The organism is Streptomyces sp. NPDC053069, from assembly GCF_044546895.1.
GTDB lineage: Bacteria > Actinomycetota > Actinomycetes > Streptomycetales > Streptomycetaceae > Streptomyces.
In genome coordinates this window covers 261495-279825 of sequence record NZ_JBITZN010000001.1, presented here as the reverse complement: position 1 = coordinate 279825, position 18331 = coordinate 261495, and the positions used below count along the sequence as shown (strand labels likewise).

The 18331-nt window shown below is 71.2% G+C and carries 10 protein-coding genes; 7 read left to right on the top strand and 3 right to left on the bottom strand.

The genetic code is table 11. From position 1 onward, the window contains the following. The first annotated feature begins 45 nt into the window (after positions 1 to 45). Together ACIGXP_RS01240 and ACIGXP_RS01235 are read left to right on the top strand one after the other, a co-directional pair. On the top strand, positions 46 to 1053 hold the full coding sequence (locus ACIGXP_RS01240) for a YihY/virulence factor BrkB family protein (RefSeq protein ID WP_363219136.1): 1008 nt from the start codon (positions 46 to 48) through the stop codon (positions 1051 to 1053). A gap of 138 nt (positions 1054 to 1191) precedes the next feature. After that, positions 1192 to 3270, top strand: coding sequence for a SpoIIE family protein phosphatase (locus tag ACIGXP_RS01235; protein WP_399762793.1), 2079 nt, complete (start codon positions 1192 to 1194; stop codon positions 3268 to 3270). A 146-nt stretch (positions 3271 to 3416) separates the two neighbouring features. Here ACIGXP_RS01235 and ACIGXP_RS01230 read toward each other — a convergent pair whose 3' ends face one another. Beyond that, positions 3417 to 6221, bottom strand: a complete 2805-nt coding sequence (locus ACIGXP_RS01230) for a SpoIIE family protein phosphatase (protein ID WP_399762792.1) — start codon at positions 6219 to 6221, stop codon at positions 3417 to 3419. Positions 6222 to 6481: 260 nt separating this feature from the next. Here ACIGXP_RS01230 and ACIGXP_RS01225 point away from each other — a divergent pair, with 260 nt between their 5' ends. The 4 genes from ACIGXP_RS01225 (at position 6482) to ACIGXP_RS01210 (ending at position 14946) form a co-directional block, all read left to right on the top strand. After that, positions 6482 to 7537, top strand: coding sequence for a PP2C family protein-serine/threonine phosphatase (locus tag ACIGXP_RS01225; RefSeq protein WP_399762790.1), 1056 nt, complete (start codon positions 6482 to 6484; stop codon positions 7535 to 7537). Positions 7538 to 7665: 128 nt separating this feature from the next. Continuing rightward, the gene (locus tag ACIGXP_RS01220) at positions 7666 to 9735 is read left to right on the top strand and encodes a SpoIIE family protein phosphatase (RefSeq protein WP_399762789.1); all 2070 of its coding nucleotides are present in this window, start codon (positions 7666 to 7668) and stop codon (positions 9733 to 9735) included. Positions 9736 to 9864: 129 nt separating this feature from the next. Further along, positions 9865 to 13488, top strand: coding sequence for a sodium/proline symporter PutP (putP, locus tag ACIGXP_RS01215; RefSeq protein WP_399763515.1), 3624 nt, complete (start codon positions 9865 to 9867; stop codon positions 13486 to 13488). A gap of 159 nt (positions 13489 to 13647) precedes the next feature. Further along, on the top strand, positions 13648 to 14946 hold the full coding sequence (locus tag ACIGXP_RS01210; protein ID WP_399762787.1) for a M64 family metallopeptidase: 1299 nt from the start codon (positions 13648 to 13650) through the stop codon (positions 14944 to 14946). A 47-nt stretch (positions 14947 to 14993) separates the two neighbouring features. Here ACIGXP_RS01210 and ACIGXP_RS01205 read toward each other — a convergent pair whose 3' ends face one another. Then, on the bottom strand, positions 14994 to 15332 hold the full coding sequence (locus ACIGXP_RS01205; protein ID WP_399762785.1) for a hypothetical protein: 339 nt from the start codon (positions 15330 to 15332) through the stop codon (positions 14994 to 14996). Positions 15333 to 15563: 231 nt separating this feature from the next. Next, the gene (locus ACIGXP_RS01200; protein ID WP_399762784.1) at positions 15564 to 16703 is read right to left on the bottom strand and encodes a hypothetical protein; all 1140 of its coding nucleotides are present in this window, start codon (positions 16701 to 16703) and stop codon (positions 15564 to 15566) included. Positions 16704 to 16964: 261 nt separating this feature from the next. On the opposite strand from ACIGXP_RS01200, the gene ACIGXP_RS01195 reads away from it, so the two are divergent. Next, entirely contained in the window at positions 16965 to 18158 is a 1194-nt protein-coding gene (locus ACIGXP_RS01195) for a glutamate--cysteine ligase (protein WP_399762782.1), read from the top strand. Positions 18159 to 18331 lie beyond the last annotated feature (173 nt).

The following is an 18331-nucleotide window of genomic DNA, read 5'->3' as shown; positions in this document are numbered from 1 at the left end:
GTTCCGCTGACGTGCGGACCCGCACCCGAGGGCGTGGGAGGGCACATGGACGCGCTGGCCCGGCTGGACCGATATCAGAGACGGCACCGGTGGGCGGGGATGCCGCTCGCGGTCGTGTACAAGTTCTTCGACGACCAGGCCACCTACCTGGCCGCGCTGATGGCCTACTACGGCTTCGTCTCCCTCTTCCCGCTGCTGCTGTTCCTGGTGGCGATCCTCAGCGCCGCCCTGCACGGCAATCCGCAGCTGCAGCACTCGATGCTGCACTCGGCACTGAGCGAGTTCCCGGTGATCGGCGACCAACTCGGCCACAACATCCACTCGTTCCACGGCAGCAGCGCCGCCGTCGCGGTAGGTGTCACGGGCAGCGTGTACGGCGCCCTGGGGATCGCCCAGGCGGTGCAGCACGCACTGAACAAGATCTTCGCAGTGCCGCGCCATGCCCGTCCCGACCCGCTGCGCTCACGGGTGCGGAGCCTGTACTTCCTGCTCCTGCTCGCGGCAGGCCTGTGCCTGACGACCGCACTGTCCACCGCTGAATCCGCTGCCACCATCTTCGGAACCCGCCTGGCCATCGGCATCAGAATCGCCGTCGCAGCCCTGGCGGTCGCCGCCGACGCCGCCCTCCTGCTGCTGAGTTACCGGCTGATGACCAGACGCAAGCTGCCGCTGCGCGTGACGTACGGCCCGGCCCTGGGAGCCGCCTGCGCGTGGCAGGCACTGCAGTGGGGCGGTTCCTACTACGTCGGGCACGTGCTGCGGGGCACCACGGCGACCTACGGCATGTTCGGCATCGTGCTCGGCCTGCTCGCCTGGATCTACCTCGCCGCCACGGTGTACCTGACGACAGCGGAGATCATCGCCGTCCGCTGCCTGCGACTGTGGCCGCGCAGCCTGCTGACACCTTTCACCGATCACGTCCACCTCGCCAGGGGCGACGTGCGCGCCTACCGGTCCTACGCGACCACGGAGTCCTTCAAGGGCTTCGAGAAGATCGACGTCCGCTTCGGCGAGCCTCCGCCGCCGGCCGTTGGCGACACGGGACCTCCCTGATGTGACTGGGGAGCAAGCAGGGGGCGCAGGTCCCGGCTCGCTGGGAGGCACGCCGCCCGGAAGGCGGTGACTATGAAGGAAGAAGGCAGTAAGTCGCCGAGGCGGCGGGCTCCCGCCGAGGGGAGAGGAGAACGACCTATGGGCGGCAGGACGGGCCCCTCGCAGTCCGGCGCCCCGGACCGGCCCCTGCCCGGTGCCGGCTCGTCGCCCACCGGCCTGCTCGACCTGCTGAGCGTCGCAGCGGTGGTCCTGGACACGCAGGGACGCGTGGTGTTCTGGAGCCCGCAGGCGGAGGAGTTGTTCGGCTACAGCGCGCAGGAGGCGCTGGGGCGGTTCGCGGCGCGGCTGCTGGTCCACGAGGAGCACTGGGACCAGGTGATCGCGCTGTTCGCCGAGGTCATGGAGTCCGGCGCGGACTGGGCCGGGGCCTTTCCGGTCCGGCACAAGGACGGCAGTAAGCGGCTGGTGGAGTTCCGCAACATGCGGCTGCTCGACGATCTCGGGGACACCTACGCCCTGGGGCTGGCCGTGGACCAGGCGACGGTGGCACGGGTCGAGCGGGGCGTGGCCCTCTCGGCGCGTCTGGTCTCCCAGTCCCCGATCGGCCTGGCCATCCTCGATCCCGACCTGCGCTACGTGACCGTGAACCCGGCGCTGGAGCGCATCCACGGACTCCCCGCCGCCGAACATCTGGGCCGGCGGGTCCGCGAGGTCCTGACCTTTCTGGACGCCGATGCCATCGAAGCCCGTATGCGCCAGGTCCTGGAGACCGGACAGCCGGTGTCCGACCGGTACGTCGTCGGCCGCACCAGCGCCGACCAGGACCGAGAGTACGCCTGGTCGGTGTCGTACCACCGGCTGGACGACGCCACCGGCCGGGTGATCGGTCTGGCCACATCCGTCATCGACATCACCGAACGCCATGAGGCCACCCTGGCGGCGACACGCGCCCGGAACCGTCTGGCCCTGATCGCCCACGCCTCCGCCTCCATCGGTACGACCCTCGACGTGGAGCGGACGGCACGTGAGCTGGCCGGTGTGGTCGTACCGGACCTGGCCGACGTGGCCGCGGTGCACGTGCTCGACAGCGTGCTGCGCGGACGCACCCCGTCGGAGAGCGGCCCCGCCCGCTTCCGTGTCGCCGCCGTCGCCGCGGCACCCGCCGGCGAGGCGGCACAGGCGGCGGCCGATGTTCCCGGCGACCTCGCCACGTACGACAGCGACCGTCTGATCACCCGGTGTGTGCGCACCCGCAGGCCGGTGCTGGTGGCCGAGACCACCCGCGGGGACCTGCGGCACATCGCCCGCACCGGCGAGGCCGCCGCCCTTCTGGAGGCGGCCGGCGTGCATTCCTACCTCGCGGTGCCGCTGCTGGCCCGCGGAGAGGTCCTGGGGGCGCTCAGCCTCGGACGCGTCCGCACGCCCGCGCCGTTCGACGAGGACGACACGCTCCTCGCCTGCGAGCTGGCCGGCCGTGCCGCGACGTGCGTCGACAACGCCCGCTGGTACCAGAGCGTGCGCGACACCGCCCTCACCCTCCAGCGCCGCCTGCTGCCCGAGCTGCCGTCCCGCCTGCCCGGACTGGAGATCGCCTGCCGTTATCGGCCGGCCGGAGCCGTCAGCGAGATCGGCGGAGACTGGTTCGACGCCGTGCGCCTGCCGGGCGACAGGACCGCGCTGGTCGTCGGGGACGTGATGGGCAGCGGCATCAACGCTGCCGCCAGCATGGGCCAACTGCGCAGCGCCACCCGCGCCTTCGCCGAGCTGGACCTCGACCCGGCCGCGGTTCTCCGTCACCTCGACCATCTGGCCGAGGACGTGGAGCACACCATCGCCACCTGCGTCTACTGCCGGTACGACCCCGAGCGGGGCGAGTGCCGCATCAGCCTGGCCGGTCATCTGCCTCCGGCCCTCGTCCGGTCCGGCCGGCCGGCCGAGCTGCTCGACGTCCCCTCCGGCGTGCCACTGGGCGTCGGCGGATGGGCCTTCGAGACGACGGCCTTCCCCTTCCGCCCCGGCGATCAACTCGCTCTCTACACCGACGGACTGGTCGAAACGCGCGGCGACCCGATCGACGCCCGCCTCGGCATCCTCCGCGACGCCCTGACCGCGACGGCCGCCCGGGATCTGGGAGACACGTGCGACCGGGTGCTGGAGACCCTCCGGCCCAGGGCCGGCGACGACGTCGCCCTCCTGCTGGCCCGCGCCCAGCATTGAACGACGCCCGGAAGCGGCCCCGGACGGGAAGAGAGCGCCGGCATCATGCGGCGGCGTCCCGTCCGGCGTGCCCTTCTGGTCGTCCCGGTCGCCCTGGTCGTCCCGGTCGCCGTTCCGGCCCGGCGGGCGCTCGGAGGCCCGCGGGCTCAGGCGTCGGGATCGTCGAACTGGTCGAGCAGGAAGTCGACCGGTGTGGGGCCCGTGCGGGCTGCCGGGCCGGCGTCGAGAAGCTGCTGCTCCGCCCAGATGACCTTGCCACGGGGCGTGTACCGCGTTCCCCACCGCTGGGCGAACTGCGCCACCAGGAACAGCCCCCGTCCGCCCTCGTCCGTGGTCGCCGCCCGCCGCAGGCGGGGCGAGGTGCCGCTGCCGTCCGACACCTCGCAGATCAGACAGCGTCCGTGCAGCAACCGCACCCTGACCGGCGGCGAGCCGTACCGGATCGCGTTCGTGACCAGCTCGCTGAGGATCAGTTCCGTGGCGAATCCCGTCTCCTCCAGCCCCCATTGCCGCAATGTCTCCCTGCAGCGCGCCCGTACCGAGGGCACCAGCGCCGGGTCCTGCGGCACGTCCCACTCGGCCACACGGGAGGACGGGAACCTCCGGGTACGTGCCGTCAGCAGCGCGATGTCGTCGCAGGCAGGTGACGGCTTCAGCGCGTCGATCACCGCCTGGCACGTCTCCTCCGGAGTACGGCCCCCGGATCCGTCCAAGGCCCGGCGCAGCCGCTCCATCCCCGCGTCGATGTCGTGGGTGCGGTCCTCCACGAGGCCGTCGGTGTACAGCACCAGCTGTGAGCCCTCGGGCAGGGACACCTCCGCGGTCTCGAACGGGTGGCCGCCCAGGCCGAGCGGCGTGGAAGCCGGCACGCCGGCACAGGTGACCGTCCCGTCCGGGTGCAGCACCACCGGTTCCGGATGTCCCGCGCGGGCCATCGTGCAGACCCCCGCCACCGGGTCGTAGACCGCGTAGAGGCAGGTCGCCCCGGTCACGCCCTCACCCTCGCCGCCCGCCGCGGCATCGTCCGTGTTCTCCTCGTTGTCGATGCGGATGACCAGGTCGTCCAGGTTCCCGAGCACCTCGTCCACGGGCAGGTCCAGGGTGGAGAAGTTGTGCACCGCGGTGCGCAGCCGGCCCATGGTCGCCGCCGCGTGCAGCCCGCGGCCGACGACATCACCCATCACCAGAGCCACGCGGGCGCCCGGAAGCGGAATGATGTCGAACCAGTCGCCGCCCACTCCCGCCTCCGCGGGCAGATACCGCCAGGCCACCTCCAGCGCGTCCTGCTCCGGCTGCCCCCGTGGCAGCAGGCTGCGCTGCAGCGTCACCGCCATCGCGTGCTCGCGGGTGAATCTGCGGGCGTTGTCGATGGCCACGGCCGCCCGCGCGGTCAGTTCCTCGGCGAAGGTGAGATCCTCCGGCTCGAACGCCGCGGAGTCCGCCGTCCGGTAGAAGTTCACCACGCCCAGCGCCACGTTCCGCGCCCGCAGGGGCACGGTCACCAGCGAGCGCAACCCGCACTCCAGGGCCTTGCGGGCGCGCTCCGGATCCTGTTCCCGCCAGCCGTGTGCCTCCCGCAGGTCCGCCTCCAGCATGACCCGCCGTTCCTGCAGCGTCCGCATCTGCGGGGTCCGGGCCGAGAACGTGATCACTTCGCCCGGCGGATACACCGGCATCATCTGCCGGTCGCCGCCGATCGCCGTCCGGCGCAGCTGCCGCCAGCCCTCCGCCGTGGGCTCCCACCCCCGCAGCACCGCCTCCAGCAGGTCCACCGTCACGAGGTCGGCGAACTGGGGTGCCGCCACGTCGGCCAGCTCCTGGGCGGTACGCTCCACGTCCAGCGTGGTCCCGATCCCCACCCCGGCCTCGTACAGCAGCTCCAGCCGCTCCCGCGCCATCTCGGCCCGCACCGAGACCGCCGCCAGCTCCGTGGTGTCCCGCAGGGTCACCACGCTGCCTCCCCGGTCGGCGTGCGGGTAGGTCGGCCGCTTGTTCACCAGCAGCAACCGGTCCCCGGCGGGATGCAGCTCGTCGGTGACCGTCTCCGGCGACGACAGCAGACGCGTGATCGGCTCCGGCAGGCCCAGTTCCGGCACCGGGCGCCCGCGCGCGTCCGCCGGCAGTCCCAGCAGCCGCGTCGCCTCGTCGTTGGCCAGCAGCAGCCGTCCGTCGGCTCCGGTGATCAGCACTCCTTCCCGCACCGAGTGCAGCACCGCGTCATGGTGCTCGTACAGCTCTGCCAGCTCCACCGGGGCCAGGCCGTGCGTCTGCCGGCGCAGCCGCCGGGACACGAGCGTCGTGCCCGTCATGGCCAGCGCCAGCGCGACGGCGCCGCTGCCCAGGATGATCGGCAGCTGCGGCATCCACAGTGCCGACACGTTCTTGACCGTGATTCCGGCCGAGACCAGGCCGACCACCTTGCCGTGCGAGTCGGTCACCGGGACCACCGCCTGCACGTCCGTTCCCTTGCCCGCGGGCAGAGGCGGCCCACCGGCCTGCTCGACGACGGTACGGCCCTGCAGCGCCGGAGCGATGGTGCCGACGAACTTCTTCCCGATCTCCTGCGGATAGGGATACGTATAACGGATCCCCTGGGTGTTCATGGCGACGATGAAGTCCACGCCCGTGCGCTTCCGCGCCGCCTCGGCCCACGGCTGCAGCACCGCTGTCGGATCCCGGCTCTGCAGCGCCTCGGCCGTGCCGGGCGCACTCGCGAACGCCTGGGCCACGACGACCGACTCACGGCGACCCAGTTGCACCGCGTCACGCGCCGTCTGGAGCACCGCGGCCACCACCGCGGCCACGACCAGCAGGACCACGATGACGACCTGGAGAAGGAACACCTGACCGGCCGCACTGCGCAGGTCCAGCAGGGAGGCCCGGTGTCGGCGCGAGGGTCCGACGGGCGGATGACGTTCCGGGCCCGGAGAGCGCCCGGAAAATACCTCCATACACCCTTGATAACACCACTGGGGCCAAGCCGAAGTACCAAACGGCCGGGCTGCGCGGCGGCACGGGCGTACAGGCTCGGCGCCGCTCTGCGGGAGGCGGTCGGTTCGTCGTTCGCGCGCGTACTCGGCGCCCTCCGCTCCGCCGACCACACCGAAGCCCGTTATGCCCCGATAGGATATCTTTTGTGATCAGGACAGGACGGCCTCGGCGCCACCGCCCTCCGTACGGTGGCCGACGCGAAACCGTACTGCTGTCCCCTGTGGTTCTGACCGTTCTCATCACCGGCCTGGCTTTCGCCACCCCCCGGGAGATCGCGTTCAGCCGTCTCCTGCCCGCCGCTCCCGCTCTCGCCGCCGCGATGTGGCCCGTGCTGCCGACGATCGTGCTGGGGGCGTTCTGCCTGCTGGCCATGATCGGGCTCAGCCTCGTCTACTCCGATCTGGGGACGCCCTACACGGCGGCTGCGATCGTCGCGGTCACGTTGGCGGCCGCCTACACGAGCCACCTCCGGCTCCAGCGGGAGGAGACACTCTTCCAGATCCGGCTGGTCGCCGACGCGGCGCAGCAGGTGCTGCTGCGCCCGCTGCCGCGCCGCGTCCAGGACGTCGACATCGAGTCGCTGTATCTCGCGGCCCAGGAGCAGGCCCGGATCGGAGGCGACTTCTACGAGGTGGCGGACACGCCGTACGGGGTCCGGCTGCTCATCGGTGACGTGCGCGGCAAAGGCCTGTCGGCGGTGGGGGCGGCCTCGGCGGTGATCAACTGCTTCAGGGAGAACGCGTACGACCAGCCCGACCTGAGGGGCATCATCCATCGCCTGGAGACCAGCATGTGCCGCTACAGCGTCGCGCTCCTCGACCCGGATCAGCCCGAGCACTTCGCCACCGCTCTGATCGCCGAGATCCCGTACGGCAGTGGGCATGTGAAGATCCTGAACTGTGGCCACCCCCCGCCCCTGCTGATGCGCAGCGGAGAGGTGTGCGTCCTGGACCCCACCGTCCCCTCTCCGCCCCTCAACCTCGCGGCGCTCCTCGGGGACGACTACAACGTCGACACCGTCGCCTTCGCCTCGGGCGACCAGATGCTGCTCTACACCGACGGAGTGACGGAGACCCGGGACCGCGCCGGCGCGTTCTTCCCGCTGCCGGAGTGGATGCGGCAGCTCGGCTCGGCAGCGCCCCGTGAGCTGCTGGACCGGCTGCACCAAGACCTGCTCCACTACAGCGGCGGACGGCTCGACGACGACATCGCGGCCGTCGCCGTCCGCTGCAGGCGCCCCGCGGTTCAAGAGGGCTCCGCAGAGGGCTCCGCGTAGGTGAGTCCCGGCGTCTCAGTCCTCGGTCCAGGTGTGTGCTGCCCCGGTCTGGGCCGACGATGGATGAAGGCAGCACGCCCGCCGGTACGGCGTACGAGCAAGGCGCCGAGCGGGAAGGAAAATGAGGCATGGGCACGACGGACTCCTCCCGAGCAGGCGACGGCCGGTCAGCGGCCGCTTCCGCCGCGCCGCCCAGCGGCCTGCTCGATCTGCTCAGCGTCGCCGCGGTGGTCCTGAATGCGCAGGGTCAGGTGGTCTTCTGGAGTCCGAAGGCCGAGGAACTCTTCGGCTACACCGCGGCGGAAGCGCTGGGTCGGGACGCGGCTCGGCTGACGGTCCACGAGGAACACCGGGACGCGGTGATCAAGCTGTTCGCCGAGGTGATGGAATCCGGCACCGACTGGGCCGGGGCGTTCCCGATCCGGCACAAGGACGGCAGCACCCGTCTGGTGGAGTTCCGCAACATGCGGCTGCTGGACGAGCTCGGTGACGTCTACGCCCTGGGCCTTGCCGCGGACCAGGCCGCCGTGGAGCGGGTCGAGCGAGATGCCGCCCTGGCCATGCGTCTGGTGTCCCAGTCCCCGGTCGGGCTGGCCATCCTCGACCCCGACCTGCGGTACCTGGCCGTCAATCCTGCTCTCGAACGCATCACCGGTCAGTCCGCCGCCGAGCGTCTGGGCCGGTCGGCCGGCGAAGTCCTGAGCTTCCTGGACACGAACCCCGAGGCCCGTCTGCGGCGTGTCCTGGAGACGGGCGAGTCGGTGGTGGACCGGGACATCGTCTGCCGGCCTCCCAACGATCCGGAGCACGAGCACGCCTGGTCCGTCTCGTACTACCGGCTGGAGGATTCCGCCGGGCGGGTGCTGGGTCTGGCCTATTCCGTCATCGACGTCACCGAGCGGCATCAAGCCGCTGCCGAGGCGGCACAGGCCCGGCAACGGCTGACACTGATCGCCAGGGCATCCGCCTGCGTGGGTACCACCCTCGATCTGGAAACGACCGCACGAGAGCTTGCCGACGTAGTGGTGCCGGACCTGGCCGATGTGGCAGCCGTGGACGTACTCGACAGCGCCCTCGACGGCCGGATGGCGCCACACGAGGGGCCGGCCCTCTTCCGCGCCCTTGCCGTTCATGCGGTCCACGCCACCGAGGCGGTCCGCGCGGCCGACCCGCCAGGGGGACGCGCCTCCTACGCCGTAGACCGCCTGATCACCCAGTGCGTACGCACCCGGGAGCCGGTCCTGGTGCCCCACACCACCCCTCGGGATCTGGAGCGCATCGCCCGACACGGCGAGGCCGCGGCCCTGCTCGCGGCGGCCGGCGTTCACTCCTACCTGGCCGTACCGCTCATGGCCCGGGGCGAAGTCCTCGGCGCCCTGGACCTCAAACGCACCCGCAACCCCGCACCTTTCGACGACGACGACGCGCTCCTGGCCTGGGAGCTGGCCGCCCGGGCCGCAGTGTGCATCGACAACGCCCGCGGATACCAGGCCCAGCGCCAAGCGGCCCTCACTCTCCAGCGCAGCCTGCTGCCCGACCCCCCGTCGCGCCTGCCCGGTCTGGAGGTCGCCTGCCGATACCAGCCCGCCGGCGTCACCAGCGAGATCGGCGGTGACTGGTACGACGCCATACCTCTCCGGGGTGACAGAACCGCCCTGGTCGTCGGGGACGTCATGGGCAGCGGCATCAAAGCCGCCGCCACCATGGGCCAACTCCGCAGCGCTGCCCGCGCCTTCGCCGAACTCGCCCTCGCCCCCGCCGAGGCCCTGCGTCACCTCGATCACCTGACCGAAGGTGTCGAGCAGACCATCACCACCTGCATCTACTGCGTCTACGACCCCCACCGGGGGCAGTGCGAGATCTGCCTCGCCGGCCACCTGCCCCCGGCCCTGATGCGTGTCGGCCACGCGGCGCAGCTTCTCGACCTCCCCACCGGTGCACCGCTGGGGGTCGGCGGAGTGCCCTTCGAGGCCACCACCATCCCCTTCCGCCCCGGCGACGAGCTGGCCCTCTACACCGATGGCCTGGTCGAAACCCGGAGTGAACCCATCGACAGTCGGCTGCACTCCCTCCTCGACGCCTTCACGGCGACACGCGGCCACGATCTGGAGGACACCTGCGACCGCATCCTGGAAACCCTGCGCTCGCCCGGGGGTGAGGACGACGTCGCGCTGCTCATCGCCCGAGCCCAGTCCTGAGCACGTCCGACCCGGACGGAGCTGTCGGCCGGCCGTGGCCGGAATCTGTACATTTGTATACGAAGAGTCGCGGCTGTCAGGCATGCGACGGTCGCGCCCATGCTCGGGAACCTCGCAGGCGAGGACGACATGATCGACTTGAGTGCGCCGATCGTGGCCACATTCCTTCTGTATGTGGCCGTCATGATCGCAACAGGCTTCTGGGCCTACAGCCGCACTCACACCTTCGCCGACTTCGCCCTGGGGGGCCGCAGGCTCAGCGCGTTCGTCGCCGCCCTGTCCGCCGGAGCCAGCGACATGTCCGGCTGGCTCTTCCTCGCTCTTCCCGGAGCGGTGTACGCGGCCGGTGTCGGCGCCAGCTGGATCGCGGCCGGTCTGGTCATCGGTACGTACCTCAACTGGCTGTTCGTCGCGCCGAGGCTGCGCACCTACACCGAGCGCGCCGGAAACGCCGTGAGCCTGGCGGCCTATCTGGAGGAGCGGTTCGAGGACCGCACCCGGATGCTCCGGATGGTCTCGGCGGCGGTCACCCTCCTGTTCTTCACCGTCTACGTCGCCAGCGGGCTGGTGGCCGGAGGCGTACTGTTCGGGCACATCTTCGGAGTCAGCTTCGGGCTCGGGGTGACCCTGACCGCCCTGGTGATCGTCGTCTACTCGTGCCTGGGCGGCTTCCTCGCCGTGAGTCTGACGCACGTGCTGCAGGCCACGCTGATGTTCCTCGCCCTGCTCGTGCTCCCCGTCGTCGGCATCGGGGCGCTCGGCGGGTTCGGGGCACTGCGCGACGCCCTCGACAGCAAGACCCCCGGCCTGCTGGACATGGGTGCCAAGGTCGACTTCGCGGACGGGCGGTGGTCGGCCGGCGGGCCGCTCGGTGCCGTCGCGATCGTCTCGCTGCTCGCCTGGGGGCTCGGTTACTTCGGCCAGCCCCACATCCTCGCCCGCTTCATGGGCATCCGCAGCACCGACGCCATCCCCGCGGCCCGCCGTCTGGAAACCGGATGGGTCATCGTCGTACTCGCCGGCGCCACCCTCGTCGGCCTGGTGGGCATCGCCCGGACCGGCACGCCGCTGCACGACCCGCAGACGGTGTACCTCACTCTCAGCCGGACCCTGTTCAATCCCTGGGGTGCCGGCGTGATGCTGATCGCCGTACTGGCCGCGATCATCTCGACCGCGGACAGCCAGCTCCTTGTGTCGTCGGTCGCTCTCACCGAGGATTTCTACCGCGCGTTCCTCAACCGGCACGCCTCGGACAGGACACTGGTCTGGGCCGGTCGCGCCGCCGTCGTCGCCGTGATTCTGGTGGCCTTCGCGATCGCGCTCAGGGGCGGCGGGCTGCTGGGCATCGTCGCCTACGCCTGGGCGGGCTTCGGTGCCGCGTTCGGACCGGTCGTCCTTCTCTCGCTGTACTGGCCGCGCATGACCTGGGCGGGAGCCATGGCCGGGATCATCTCGGGCGCGACCACGGTGCTGCTGTGGAAGAAGATCAATCCGCTGCTCGGTCCCTTCGAGTCGGGCATCTATGAAATGGTCCCGGGCGTCCTGACCGCCACGGTCGCCGCACTGGTCTTCGGCAGGTTCGTCGGCCGGCCTCCCAAACGGGCCTTCTGGCGGATGCCGGGCGGCGGGGTGAGCCAGCTGACGCTCACGCCCTTCCTCGCCCACGCGCCGGTCGGCATCGCCGTCCTCGACACGGACCTGCGGTACGTCTGGGTGAACGAAACCCTGGACCGCCGGATCCCCCTCGAACAGCGGCTGGGCCGGCGGATGGCGGACGTGCTGCCGGAGACGGAGGCCGCGGCCTTCGAGGAGAAGATGCGCGGGGTCCTGGAGACCGGCGCCCCGGTGATGGACTTCGAATACCGCGGCTTCGGTGGCACGGACCCCGACGCCGGCCGTGCGATCTCGGCGTCCTTCTTCGCGATGAAGGACCGCCACGGCCGGAACGTCGGTGTCTGGTACATGGTCATCGACGTCACCGAACGCTGGCGGGCCCAGGAACGACTGGCCCTGCTCAACGACGCCGCCACCCGCATCGGCAGCACCCTGGACGTGACGCGGACCGCCCAGGAACTGGCCGACGACGCCGTGCCGTCCGTCGCCGACTTCGTCGCCGTGGACCTGCTGGACTCGGTCATGAGGGGCGAGGAACCGGCGCCCGGGCCGGTCGGCATGTCGCCCGTCATCCGGCGGGCCGGACAGCAGTCGGTGCGCGAGGGCTGTCCCGAGGCGAGTCTGAACGTGGGCGAAACGGTCCGGCGTGCCGCCTCGTCGCCCGTGACCCGCTGTCTGCTGGAGAGCAGGACCCTGGTGGAACGGATCCTGGACCGCGACGCCAGCCCGTGGGTGACCGAGGACGAATCGCTGGGTGCCTCCTTCCGCGACTTCGACTTCCGCTCGGTGATGGTGCTCCCGGTGCGGGCACGTGGCGTCACCCTGGGCGCGGCGACGTTCGCCCGGTCCCGGCGGCGGGGCCCCTTCGAGGACGACGACGTACGTCTCGCCGAGGAACTCGTCTCCCGCGCGGCGGTGTGCATCGACAACGCGCGTCGTTTCACCCGCGAGCGCACCGCGGCCCGTTCCATGCAGCGTTATCTGCTGCCGCAGGAACTGACGGGAGGCTCCGCGCTGGCGGTGGCGTCCTGGTATCTCCCGGCGGATGTCCCCAGTGGGGTGGGTGGCGACTGGTTCGACGTGATTCCGCTGTCCGGAGCCCGGGTCGCGCTGGTCGTCGGGGACGTGGCCGGGCACGGCATCAACGCCGCGGCGACGATGGGGCGTCTGCGCACCGCGGTGCGTACGCTCGCCAATCTCGATCTCTCCCCGGACGAATTGCTGGCCCATCTGGACGACCTGGTCATCGGCCTCATGGGGGCGCACGGCGGCGACGCCTCGGCGGCGACCCAGGATGAGGCCGCGGGCACCGCGTTCATGGGTGCCACCTGCCTGTACGCCGTCTACGACCCGGTCAGCAGGCGGTGCACCCTGGCCCGGGCAGGTCACCTCCCGCCGGTGATCGTCGGCCCGGGCGGCGGTGCCGACATCCTGGATCTGCCCGCCGGACCACCACTCGGCCTCGGCTACCTCCCCTTCCAGTCCGTAGAGCTGGAGCTGGCCGAGGGCAGCCTCATCGCGCTCTACACCGACGGCCTCATCCAGTCCTTCGACCGGGACATCGACGCCGGACTCTCCCGGCTGCGTGCCGCCCTTGCGGTGCCCCGGCCGACGCTGGAGGAGACCGGCCGCACGGTGATCGACGATCTGCTGACCGCTCCGCCGTCCGACGACGCGGCCCTGCTCCTGTCCCGGACCCGGGTCCTTGCCCGCGACCGGGTCGTCTCCTGGGACCTGCCCAGCGATCCGGCAGCCGTCGCGCACGCCCGCAGCCTCGCCGCCCGGCAGCTGACGGAGTGGGGCATGCCCGATCTGACGTTCACCACGGAGCTCATCGTCAGCGAACTGGTCACCAATGCCATCCGTCATGCGGCCGGACCGGTCTGTCTCCGCCTGATCCGGGACCGTGCCCTGATCTGCGAGGTCTCCGACGCCAGCAGTACCTCACCGCGCCTGCGCCATGCACGGACCACCGACGAGGGAGGGCGGGGCCTGCTGATCGTGGCCCAGCTGGCCCACCGGTGGGGCACTCGCTACACGGCGACCGGCAAGATCATCTGGACGGAGCAGGTCGTTCCGGCGGACACCGGCGCGGACGGCGATCCGGGAACGGGCGAGCCTGGCCGGCAACTCTCCTGAGCAGAGCCCTCGGCGCGTATGAGACGACCCCGGCGACGCGTCAACCATGAAGAAACGCTTGCCGGTTGAAGCACGGGCCTCTACATTAAGCGCGCCATTAAATCTACTTAACTGGATACTTAAGTGAGGGTTGCCGTGCCGCATCCCGCAAGAGCGCGTATGCGCTGGACCACCGCTGCCGTGGCTGTCCTTGCCGCCGCGGCGGCGCTGGTCGGCGGAGTGAACTCAGGGGCGGCCGAGGCGGCCGCCCCCTCGGTTCGCACTCAGCACGTCGAGTACTTCCCCGGACCCCGGGCCGAGCCCCGCCAGGTGACCGTCCCGGCGAGCGCCCTCGACCGGACCGCCCGCCCCGCGCCGGGCCTGACAGGCACCATCCCGGCGGTGACAGCACTCCAGCGCACGGGACCGGTGTCCGGGCGGCTCGATCTGGTGGTGATGGGCGACGGCTACACAGCCGACGAACAGGGCGAGTTCGCCGCCGACGCCGAGGCGAAGCTGGACGCGATCTTTGGTGTCGAGCCGTACCGGAGCTACCGGGGCCTGTTCAACGTCTGGTTGGTCAACGCCGTCTCCCACGAGTCCGGCGTCTCCGGCGACCCGGCGGCCGACGTCGTGAAGGACACCGCGCTGGGCTCCTCCTTCTTCTGCGACGGCATCGAACGCCTCCTGTGCGTCGACACCGACGAGGTCGCTCAGTACGCCGGCCTGGCACCGGACGCCGACATCGTCTTCGTCATCGCCCACTCCGCCAAGTACGGCGGTGCGGGCTACTCCGCCGCCGACCTGCCGTCGGGCTCCACCTTTCACGGGGTGGCGACGATGTCGTCCGACAACGACAGGTCGTACCTCATAGGCGCCCACGAACTCGGCCACTCCATAGGCCACTTGGCCGACGAGTACCAATACGCGGGCTACGGCACGTATCCCTCCGCCGAGGAACCGGCCACCGCCAACCTCACCCTCCACCGCGACCTGGGTACGACGAAGTGGTACCGCTGGCTCGGGGCCCAGGACCCGACCGGTTCGGCCGTGGGCACGTACGAGGGCGGGGGCTACTACGAGGCGGGCGTCTACCGCCCGACCGAGACGTCCCTCATGCGCTCCCTGGCCTCGACCGAGTTCAGCGTCGTCGGCCGGGAGACGATGATCGCCGGCTTCTACGCCGACGCGGACGCGCTGACCTCCTCCCTCCCGACATCCCGGCCCATCGGGCAAAAGCGCCGGATCACGGTGTGCCTCGCGCCGCTGACCGGCCTCGCCGACCCGGAACTGACCTGGTACGTCGACGGCAGGCAGGTACCGTCGGCCACGGGCGACCTGTCGGTGACGCCGCACCAACTGGGCGTCCGGGGCCACGGCCACAAGGTCACGGCGACCGTCACCGACGACACGACGGCCATACGTGACCCTGGGGTCCGGGCCGAGGCGACCACCTCACTGACGTGGACGGTACGGTGAAGCAGCGGCCCCCCAGTGCTGACTGACGGCGCCCCGACACCTGGGCGTCACTGGATGGTCCAGCCCACGCTGCCGACCCCCGTGCTGTAGAACGCGCAGGAACCCGTGGACTCGCCGTACTGTCCCGGGTTCAGCGTCACCCAGTTGCCGGAGACGTCCGGGGCCCAGCCGCAGACGATCTCGGCCCGGAACGTGATGGCGTGGTCGGTGTTGTTCTCGCAGCCCGCGATGCCGACGTTCGGATCGTTGTTGTGCACCCAGCCGTCGCAGTCGACGGTCCCCTGAGCAGCGGCCTCGGCCGGAACCGCCACACCGGCGACGGAGAGGGCCACGGCGGAGACCGCCGTGGCCAGGCCGGCTGCCAGGATGCGCTTCCTGCTGTGCATGTGTACCCCCGTGAGGTCGAGTTGCTGTCTTCTCGCCATCAGTGAAGAGCACACGAGCCCGCGCGTGAACCTGAGACATCACAGGGTGCACCCGCTGTGGGGGGCGATGCCTGCGCGAGCAGCCACTGCCAGGCGCCGTGGACGAGGTCTTGTGCGGGGGACGGTGGCGGCCCGGCCGAAGTCGGAGGCGGAGAAAGGCGATCGGCGTGCCGACGGGGCAACCCCCGTTCCTCACCGGGGTGATGGGCCGGCGTCCTGGCCCCCGGCCAGCCGCAGTGTCGCCAGGGCCGCCGTCCCCGCCGCCGTACCGAAGGTGAGTGCGGCCGGGACGCCGTCGCCGAGCCCGGAGAACAGATGCACAGGTCCCCACACGCCGACAGTGTCGTCCATCGTCATGTGCAGCACTTGGCTCGCCAGCAGTCCCAGCACGGTCGCGCAGACCGCACCCACCGCCATCGCCGGCACCGTCATCCGGGTGAGCAGGCCGGGAAGCAGGCGCAGTGCCCACCACACCACCGCCAGCATGACCACATCAGCGGCCCGGTACAGCAGCCAGTGACCGAGCGGCGTGGTCGACGGGCCCGTCCAGGCGCCGAGCAGCAGCCACTGCCGCAGCAGGTCGCCGGGCTCGGACAGCAGTCCTGCACCGCTGAACGCCGTCTGGATCCCGGCCGCCACCGATCCGTACGACAGGACCACCAGCGACAGTGCGATCACCGCGGTCCCGGCGCTCGCGGCCAGGCGGGCGATACGCGGCGGCACACTCCGCCGGGGCAGCGGGTCCGCAGCCCTCGCGCCGACACGCGCCACGAGCACCGTGAGCACGGCGGTCAACAGCGCTGCGGCCACCACGACCGGCCCGCTCGACGCGATCACCCCCGCAAGCTGCGGCAGGATCCTGTAGCTGCCGTGCCCCCGGGACGCGATCAGCCACGGCGCGGAGGCCGTCACGGCCAGCGTTCCGGCCACCGGGCCCCAGGCCCACAGTGCGAGCAGAGTGGCCGGCGTACGTCCCTGCGTCGGTGGAATCCTGCGGATCACGAGCAGCGCGCCCGCCAGGAAGACGAGGAAGACCGTCACGAACCTGATCTGCATCGCGGTACGGTACAGATCGGCGTACTGGGTGCCCGCGCTCACGGCGGCGTCCCCGGTCGAACCGGCGCCCGCGGGCCCGTCGTAGAGCAGCGCCGTCGCGGGATCGTACGACCAGGGCGTGAGCCAACGCCGGAGTTCGCCCGCCGACTGGACGTCGAACACGTTGGTGGCGCCGCGCAGTTGCAGTGCCGGCGCGCTCGCTCCCGCCCACCACAGCAGCAGCGTGAGCAGCAGGGCTCCGAGCAGTGCGGGTACCATCGCGCGCCGCAGGCTCATATGCATGTCCATGCCATGCCACCCGTCGAAGATCTGTTCATGGCGACGATTGTGTCGGTGCGCAGCTGGTGCTGCCTGAGTACGCGTACTCAGGGCCGACCGCACACCGGCCGCCTTGCGGAGCCCCCCGCTCATCTGTGATGCCCATGCCTCGATAGAGCACCCCTTGCTTAGTAATGGGCTGGGTGGGAAGTCGGAGGTGCACAGCCCGCCGCCGGTGGACCGGTGGGGCGGGTGCCCGCCCGTCATCCGAGGAGTGCCGTGACCCTTCGCATCGGAGTGGAAGAGGAGTTCCACATCGTCGAGGTGGAGACGGGTCTGCTCGTGCCCCGAGCCGACACCGTGCTGGAAGAGCTGCCCGAGCGGACCTTCACGACCGAGTTGCAGCAGGCGACGGTGGAGTCGAACAGTGAGGTGCACACGTCTTTGGACGGCCTGTACGGCGATGTCATCCGCACCAGGCGCCGGCTCGACGCCGCAGCGACCGCTCACGGGCTGGCCGTGGTGGCCGCCGGAACGGTGCCACTGGCCCGCACGGCGGACATCCGTCCCACCCCCGGCCACCGCTACCGCCGTATGGTCGACGAGTACCGCATGATCGCGGACGAGCAACTGATCTGCGGGACCCACGTCCATGTCGACGCCCCCGACCGTGACCTCGCGGTACGCGTCATGTGCGAGGTGTCGCCGTGGCTGCACGTGCTGCTGGCCCTGTCCGCCAGCTCGCCCTTCTGGCTGGGCGCCGACACCGGCTATGCCAGCTGGCGGACCATGGTGTGGCAGCGCTGGCCCACCTCGGGGCCGCCGGGGTGCTTCGCCGACGCCGCCGAGTACGACGCGGCCGTGCAGTGCCTCGTCGACTCCGGCGTCATCAGCGACCCAGGAATGATCTACTACGACATCCGGCCCTCCGCCCACCAGCCGACCCTTGAACTGCGCATCTGCGACGCCTGCCCCCGCGCGGAAACGGTCGTGCTGATCGCCGCACTCTTCCGCGCGCTGGTGACCGATGCCCATGAGCGGCTGGGCACCACGGACGTCCCCGCCTGTGCCGTCCGGCACGAGTGGCTGCGTGCCGCTTCCTGGCGGGCCGCACGGTCGGGCCTGGAAGGGACCCTGATCGATCCCGGAAGCCGGCACGAGGCGCCCGCGGCCCAGGTCGTCCGCAGCCTGCTGCTACGGGCGCGCCCCGCGCTGGAGTCCGCCGGCGACTGGCACACGGTCCGAGAGCTTGCCGAGAGGGCGCTCGCGGCCGGCAGCGCCGCCCACCGCCTGCGCCGCACGGCCGTGCAGGAGGACCTGCTGGCCTGCACGGATGTGGCGATCGCGGAGACCAGAGGCGAGGACCACCCGCCTCCGCGGCCCGGTGCCGGCCCCGCCCGGCACGTCGCCTCCCCGGGGCGGCCCGCTGCCGAAGCCTCCGGGGCCCGCCCGGCACGCATCGCCGGCTGCTGAGGCGCGACCAACGAGTTCAGCCGCCTTGTTCCCTGTCCGCTCTCGTCGCGAAGGAAACAGCACCGTGTCCACCAGTCACGACCACATACCGACCGGCACACCGACGGGCGGGCCCCTGCTCACGGCACCGCCGCGCAACCCGCGCGACCTGCACGCGCAGCGGGGAGGTGGTC